This window comes from Actinomadura sp. WAC 06369 (assembly GCF_003947565.1).
GTDB lineage: Bacteria > Actinomycetota > Actinomycetes > Streptosporangiales > Streptosporangiaceae > Spirillospora > Spirillospora rifamycini.
Map to the genome: position 1 here is coordinate 1 of NZ_QHJN01000431.1, position 499 is coordinate 499.

Genomic DNA, 499 nt, shown 5'->3' on the forward strand with positions numbered 1-499 from the left:
AGCACGTTCGCCGCGACGAGCCCGTTCTGCCCCGCCCCGACGACGACCGCGTCCGGCATCTTCATCGCCTCCCGCCACCCACCCTAGGGGCGGGCTCCCGCGGGACCGCGCGTCACCTCAGGTCGAGGCGGGCGAGGAGGCGCAGCGCGCCGGGCGACACGCGCGCCAGCAGCCGGGCGGCGTGCGCCTCGGCCGTGACGGGGACGACGGCGCGGTCCTCCCGGACGGCGGCGACGATCCGCTCCGCGACGCCCTCGGGCGCGAAGCCGCGCAGCGCGTAGGCGCGCGTCGCCCGGTCGCGCCCGTCCGCCTCGCCGGCCTCGTCGCGGCCGACGAACCGGGCCCGCCCGGTGATCCCGGAGTCGACGATGCCGGGGCAGATCGCGCTGACCCCGATGCCCGCGCCCTTCAGCTCCGCGCGCAGGCACTCCGACAGCATCAGCACCGCCGCCTTGCTCGTCGCGTACGCGGGCAGGGTGCGGGACGGGGCGAACGCGGC

At 78.6% G+C, this 499-nt stretch carries 1 protein-coding gene; it reads right to left on the reverse strand.

Annotated features, from left to right (window positions below):
* Window positions 1–112: 112 nt before the first annotated feature.
* On the reverse strand, window positions 113–499 hold a 387-nt coding region (locus tag DMH08_RS39830; RefSeq protein ID WP_125621460.1), incomplete at its 5' end, for an SDR family NAD(P)-dependent oxidoreductase.